Annotated in this window: 3 protein-coding genes; 1 reads left to right on the top strand and 2 read right to left on the bottom strand. The window is 71.5% G+C overall.

Translation table 11 applies throughout. The features are described from left to right. Positions 1 to 79: 79 nt before the first annotated feature. Positions 80 to 307, bottom strand: coding sequence for a hypothetical protein (locus D7X55_RS32375; RefSeq protein ID WP_407921804.1), 228 nt, complete (start codon positions 305 to 307; stop codon positions 80 to 82). An 85-nt stretch (positions 308 to 392) separates the two neighbouring features. Then, entirely contained in the window at positions 393 to 1,139 is a 747-nt protein-coding gene (locus D7X55_RS32370; protein WP_120551677.1) for an RNA methyltransferase, read from the bottom strand. Between the two features lie 268 nt (positions 1,140 to 1,407). On the opposite strand from D7X55_RS32370, the gene D7X55_RS32365 reads away from it, so the two are divergent. Next, on the top strand, positions 1,408 to 7,116 hold the full coding sequence (locus D7X55_RS32365; protein ID WP_121725079.1) for an Ig-like domain-containing alpha-2-macroglobulin family protein: 5,709 nt from the start codon (positions 1,408 to 1,410) through the stop codon (positions 7,114 to 7,116). Positions 7,117 to 7,161: the final 45 nt, after the last annotated feature.

Here is a 7,161-nt window from a genome sequence, read left to right as displayed (position 1 = left end):
GGGTCTTGGGGGGCCGTTCGGACTTGCGAGCCATGGGCGCGGCACTGTAGCCGCGCTCGGGCGGCGGCGTGCGCTTCAGTTAGCGGCGGACCGGTTCGTCGGGGTCCTCGCCCTCGGCGGAGCCCGGCGTCGGGCCCGGCTCGTCGCCGTCCGCCATGCGGTGGGGCTCCTCTTCCAGCCCGCCATCCTCCGCCGTCCCGGGCGTGCGCCCGGGCTCCTCGTAGGTGTCGTCGTGGAATGGCTCCTGACGGCCAGGGCCGGGCTCGCTGCCTCCCACGATCATCGACTCATAGGGCATGTGGTTCACGCAGGTCTCCTTTCCGTCGGGGTTCCCGAAAAGGTAGCGACGCGCGGGCATGGCGCAGCGGGGGGGAGCGTGACCCCCTGCCTGCTCAGGTCTCGTCCGGGGGCGGCCCGTCGCCGCCGGGGAAGTGCTTGCGCACGGTATGGAGCGCGGCCAGCCAGAGGCGGGCCTCGTTGCGCGTGAGGCGGGAGCGGCGCAGCGGGGCCACCAGATCCCTCACCGCCGTGCGCCCGGGCTTTTCGTCCACCAGGAAGCCACCCGTGGTGAGCAGCGCCTCCAGCGTGGCCTCCACGCGGGACAGCTCCGCGTCCGTGGCGGCCAGGGGCAGGGGGCCCGGCGGCGGCGCGCTGTCCGCGAGGTGCGCCATGCGGACCTCGTAGGCGTAGAGCAGCACCGCCTGCGCCAGGTTGATGGAGGGCTGCTCCGGCGCGGTGGGCACCGCGGACAGGTCGTGGCAGCGCTCCACCTCCGCGTTGGTGAGGCCGCTTCGCTCGTCGCCAAAGACGAGCGCCACCGGCCCCTGCTTCGCGCGCGCCACCAGCTCCTCACCCACGGCCCTGGGAGACAGGCGGCGCTTGCCCTCCACCTTGCGGGAGCTGGTGCCCACCACCCAGACGCAGTCGGACACCGCCGCGTCCAGCGAGTCCGGCCGCTTCACCCCACCCAGCACGTCCTCGGCGTGCACCGCGAGCCGGTGGGCGGGACCCAGGTCCTCCACCTCCGGCGTCACCCAGGCCCAGTCGGACAGGCCGCAGTTCTTCAGGGCGCGGGCGGCGGCGCCCAGGTTCTCCGCGTTGCGCGGGCGCATGAGGACGAATCGGACGGGCAGCACCATGGCGGCGCACCCTACCGCCCCGGTGCGCGTCGCAGGGACCCCAGTTGACCGCTGAGGTGTCTCACCGCCAGTCTGCGCCGCGAAATCCCGCGTCCCGTGCGTCCGGAGGCCACCCGTGAGTGAGGCTGCCCGGACACCCTGTGGGCCCGCGGACGCGCACGGGGGAGCGCCGGCACGTGGTCGCCGGGCCGCACTTCCCGTGCGCCTCCACGGCCCCACGCGCGGCACGCGGCATGAAATCGGTTCCGCCGCCACCCCTGGAGGAAACATGTCCCCGCAGTCCGCAGTCCCGCCGAAGGCCGCGCGCACGCCCCGTGCCCGCTGGCTCTTGCCGGCGTTGCTCGTGGGCGCGCTCGCCGCCGGCTGCAAGCAGGAGCCCGCGAAGACGCCGCCCGGCGACACCCCGACCGCCCTGGCGCCCGACGCCGGCGCCCCGTCCCAGCCCACGCCGGTGCAGGCCGCGAAGCTCACGCCCGTCATCCACGAGCTGGCCAGTGAGAACTCCGTGCCCCTGGGCGTCGTCATCGAGTTCGCGCTGCCCGTGCGCCCGCGCTACGAGAGCGTGGAGGGCACCCGCGTCACGTTCTCTCCGGAGGTCGCGGGCAGCCTGAAGTGGACGGGCCCTTCGTCGCTGCTCTTCACGCCGTCCACGGGCTTCGCGGCCGGCACGACGTACACCGTGTCCGTGGACGCGGTGAACACCGACGCGGGCATCGTCCAGCCGGCGTCGTTCCGGGACTGGCGCTACAACTTCACGACCTACGCCTTCAAGTTCTCCCAGGTCTACCCCACGCGCGTGGACCCCAAGGGCCGCGTGGACGCGAACGTGGACTTCTCCGGCCCGGTGGACCTGGCCGCCGTGCGCTCGCGCATGAGCTTCCGCGTGGGCGACGCCGCCATCAGCGACGTGAAGTGGAGCACCCGCGCGGACACGCGCAACTCCCTCTCCGTGGCGCTCACCCACCCGAAGCTCAAGCCCGGCGCGACGGTGCAGTTCTCGCTGCGCGAGGGACTGACCTCCGCGGGGACGGGCTCCAAGGAGCAGGCGCCCGCGGCCACGGGCAGCTTCCCGCTGAACGGCGGCAAGCGCCTGGACATCACCTACGTGAGCCTCCAGGAGGGCTCCAGCGGCTACTTCTACGAGGTGAGCTGCCGCGACGTGGCGGCGGACGCCCCGGCCAGCCCCACCGACGAGCAGTGGGACTCGTACTACTACGATGACGACAACAAGGGCTGCAGCCTGAGCGACGCGGTGGCCCAGGACGCCATCCGCTTCAAGCCGAAGGTGAAGTTCACCGTGGCCCCGTCGCGGCGCGGCTTCCGCATCTTCGGTGACTTCAAGCGCGGCCCGCACACGCTCTCCATCGCGGAGGGCACGCTGTCCGTGGGCGGCGGCACGCTGATGGGCGCCTGGTCGCGCGGCTTCTCCGTGCCCGCGCGCCAGTCCCAGGTGCGCTTCAACGCCAACGGCCGCTACCTGCCACGCAGCGCGTGGCGCAACCTGCCCCTGCAGCACCTCAACCTGGAGGAGGTGACCCTCACGGTGCGCAACGTGCCGCCGGAGAACCTCGTCTTCTGGATGGGCAGTGACTACTCGGAGAGCGCCGATGAGCGCACGAGCAACGTGCTGGTGCGCAAGAACGTGCCGCTCAAGTCCACACCGGACGCGCTGCTCACCACGTACATCGACGTGGCCTCGCTGGTCCCCGCGAACACGCGCGGCCTGGTGGAAATCCTCGCCGAGCGCGGCGACTACAAGGCCGCCTCCCGCATCCTGCTCACCGACCTGAGCCTCGTGGCCAAGCGCGGCGGTCCCGCCGTGGGCTCCAAGGACTCCGGCGAGGTGTGGGTCTGGGCCCTGGGCCTGGAGAGCACCGAGCCGCTGTCCGGCGTGGAGGTGTCGCTCATCAAGAAGAGCGGCCAGTCCGTGGCCCGCTGCACCACGCAGGGCGAGGGCGGCTGCCAGCTCAAGGTGCCCGCGCCGGGCGTGGATGACAGCGCGCCGTTCGCGCTGGTGGCGCGCAAGGGCGACGAGCTCACGTACCTCAAGTACGACGAGCTGAAGACGGAGATCGCCAACTCGGACGTGCAGGGCGAGCCGTACCGCGCCGAGCAGCCCTACCGCGCCTCTGTCTGGTCCGACCGCGGCGTGTACCGCCCGGGTGAGACGGCGCACGTGGCCGCGGTGCTGCGCGGCCAGGACAACCTGGCGCCGCCGGTGGGCATGCCGGTGGAGGTGCGCGTCATCGACCCTCGCGAGCGCGAAATCCGCAAGGTGACGCTGAAGACGAACACGGCGGGCCTGGTGGCGTTTGATCAGGCCTTCGCGGCGTTCCAGGACACGGGCCACTACTGGGTGCGCCTCAAGGTGGCGGACCGCGACGTGGCCTCCTACGCGGTGAACGTGGAGGAGTTCGTCCCGGAGCGCATGAAGGTCACGGCCAGCACCACCGCGCCGGGCTACGTGCAGGGCAAGGAGATCCCCGTGGGCGTGGAGGCCGCGTACCTCTTCGGCGGCTCCGCGGAGGGCAGCCCGGTGGAGATGACGTGCCGGCTGGAGTCCGTGGCCTTCAAGCCCAAGCAGAACGCCCAGTACACCTATGGCGTCTGGCGCCAGGACGGCAACCTGCCCCGGCCCGTCACGCTGGGGCAGGTGAAGGGCACGCTCGACGCGAAGGGGCAGGTGCTCCTCAACTGCCCGGCGCAGGCGCAGTCCGGCCCCATGAAGGGCGCGGCGCGGCTGTCCGCGGTGGCCAGCGTCTTCGAGTCCGGCAGCGGCCGCTCCACCATCGGAGAGGCCACCGTGCCCGTGCACCCGGAGGCGTACTACCTGGGCCTCCAGGCCAACACGCAGAAGGTGAAGGCGGCCACGCCGTTCACGCTGACGGGCGTGGTGGTGGACTGGAACGGCCAGCTGCTCACCGGCGACAAGGCGCCGAAGACGGTGCAGCTGGAGTACCAGCTGCTCGAGGAGAACTACGGCTACTACTACGACGAGGAGTCCGGCTACGAGCGCTACCAGCGCTACCTGCGCCCTCAGCGTGAGGGCGAGGCGACGGCGAAGGTGGAGAACGGCCGCTTCACCGCCACGGTGCTGCCGGGCCGCGACGGTGCGGGCTACCTGGTGCGCGCTCGCGCGGGCAACACCCAGACGGACCTGGCCATCGAAGGCGACGGCCGCTACTACTGGTGGGGCGAGGGCTCGCGCGTGGACCAGACGCCGCGGCCGCTGAAGCCCACGGCGCTGGACCTCTCGCTGCCCGCGAAGGGCAAGGTGGGCGAGGCCCTCACCGTGAAGATGAAGGCGCCCTACCGGGGCCGCGTCCTCTTCACCGTGGAGACCGACCGCGTGCTCACCACCGCGTGGAAGCAGGTGGACCCCGGCGAGGTGACCTGGTCGTTCACGCCGTCCGAGTACGCGCCCAACGTGTACGTGAGCGCGTTCCTGGTGAAGGACCCGCATCTGGAGTCCGCCCAGGCGTTCATGCCGGACCGCGCCTTCGGCGTGGGCAGCATCGCGCTGGAGCCGGTGGACTTCACCCAGGCCGTCACGCTGACGGTGCCCAAGGAGGTGAGGAGCAACGACACGCTCACCGTGGACGTGGCGGTGGAGGGCGTGGAGGGCCCCACCTTCGCCACCGTGGCGGTGGTGGACGAGGGCATCCTGTCCCTCACGCGCTTCCAGAGCCCGGATCCGCTGAAGGAGATCTTCACGCGGCGCGCGCTGGGCATCCAGACCTACGAGACCGTGGGCTGGGCGCTCCTGGTGCCGCCGGGCGGCAACTCCAGCTCCACCGGTGGTGACGAGGGCGGCGCCGAAGGCCGCGTGCAGCCGGTGAAGCCCGTGGCCCTGTGGAGCGGCGTGGTGGAGGTGCCCGCCAACGGCAAGCTGAAGGTGCCCTTCAAGCTGCCGCAGTACCGGGGCGCCGTGCGGGTGATGGTCGTCACGGCGGGCAACAAGCGCATTGGCAGGGCCAGCGCGCAGGTGCTGGTGCGCGACCCGCTGGTGCTCCAGACGACGCTGCCGCGCTTCCTCACCCAGAACGACGAGATTCAAATCCCCGTCTTCGTCACCAACCTGTCCGGCAAGGCGCAGGACGTGAAGGTGTCGCTGTCCTCGGAGGCGCTGGCGGTGCCGGGGCTCGCGATGCCGGAGGGCCTGGGCGCGTCTCCCTTGGAGCTCAAGGGCAAGAGCGAGGGCCGCGCGAAGCTGGAGGACGGCAAGTCCCGCACCTTCGTGTTCCAGGGCCGCGCGGTGCAGTCCGTGGGCGCGGCGCGGCTCACGGTGACGGTGGAGGGCGGTGGCTACACGTCGCGCGAGCAGCTGGATGTACCGCTGTCTCCCGCGGGCCCGCGTGAGCGCCGCATCCAACAGGTGGAGCTGGCGCAGGGCACCACGGACCTGAAGCCGCTGCTCGCGGGCTGGGTGCCCACGACGGAGCGCACCAACGTCTGGGTGACGAACAATCCGTACGCGAAGTCGCTCCAGCACCTCTCGTACCTGGTGCGCTACCCGCACGGCTGCATCGAGCAGACGACGTCCTCCACGCGCCCGCTCTTGTTCGTGAGCCAGCTGGTGGAGCGCGTGGACCCGACGCTGGTCTCCACGGCGAAGGTGGAGGACATGGTGCAGTCGGGCATCAACCGGGTGCTGTCCATGCAGACGGCGTCGGGTGGCTTCGCGTACTGGCCGGGCCAGACGGAGCCGGTGGCCTGGGGCACGGCGTACGCGACGCACATGCTGCTGGACGCGCGCAAGCTGAAGTACCCGGTGCCGGAGGACCGCGTGGACAGCGCGCTCGCGTGGATGGGCGACGAGCTGACCCGCAAGGAGGGCCGCCTGGGGCAGGACGACCACTACGGCCAGCACTCGGAGGCGTACATGCACTACGTGCTCGCGGTGGCGGGCAAGGGGCGCAAGGCGCGGGCGCAGGCCATGGTGAGCGCGCTGGAGACGGCGGCGAAGAAGGCGGCGCTCAGCGGCGAGGACCAGGAGGACCTGTACCTGCTCAAGGCCGCGCTGTGGTTGTCCGGCGACCGCCGCTACGAGAAGGAGCTGCGCAACCCGGACGTGTCCACCATCACGGATGAACGCAAGAACAGCTGGTCGTTCTACTCGGACCGGCGCCGGCGCGGGATGACGCTCAGCACCTTCCAGGACCTCTTCGGCGACGCGCCGGAGGGCGAGCCCCTGGCGCGCATGGTGGCGACGGCGCTGTCGACCCGCACGTCGGCGTACTACTCCACGCAGGAGCTGGTCTGGGGCATCACCGGCCTGGGCAAGCGGCTGCAGGGCACGGCGACCAGCTTCACGCCGCCCACGCTCACGGTGGCGGGCAAGACGGTGACGCCCGTCGCGGAGAAGGACGCGCGCGTGTCGGACCGCACGTGGTCGCTGGCCCGCGCCAGCGAGCGCGCCAGCATGACGCTGGACCTGAAGGAGAAGGGCGGCGGCAACGTCTACCTCATCCTCAACAGCGAGGGCGTGCGCACCACGCCCGAGGTGAAGGTGGGCGGAGAGGGGCTGACGCTCAAGCGCACCTGGCGCTCGCTGGACGGCACCACGCTGGACCTCAAGGCCCAGCCGGTGAAGCTGGCGGACCTCATCTACGTGGAGCTGGAGGTCACCAACACCCGCGCCGAGCGCGTGCAGAACATCGCCCTGGTGGACCGGCTGCCGGCGGGCTGGGAGATTGAGAACGCCCGCCTGGGACGCGGCGGCAGCGTGGACTGGGTAGACGCGGATTCGCTCTGGGCCGCCGACTACGTGAACGTGCGCGATGACCGCATGGAGGCGTTCGGCACGCTGCAGGCCCACGAGACGAAGAAGCTCGTCTACGCGGTGCGCGCGGTGACCGCGGGCAGCTTCACCCTGCCGTCCGCGGAGGCCGAGGCGATGTACGACTCCTCCATCTGGGCCCGTGAATCCGCGGGCACGGTGCAGGTGGCGGGCCCCTGGAAGGACGACCTGCTCTAGGCCCCATGCGTCGCATGCGTCTCAACGTGAAGCGGTGGGTGGGGG

The organism is Corallococcus sp. AB049A (assembly GCF_003668885.1).
GTDB classification, from domain to species: Bacteria; Myxococcota; Myxococcia; order Myxococcales; family Myxococcaceae; genus Corallococcus; species Corallococcus interemptor.
This window is presented reverse-complemented; position numbering and strand designations above follow the sequence as displayed.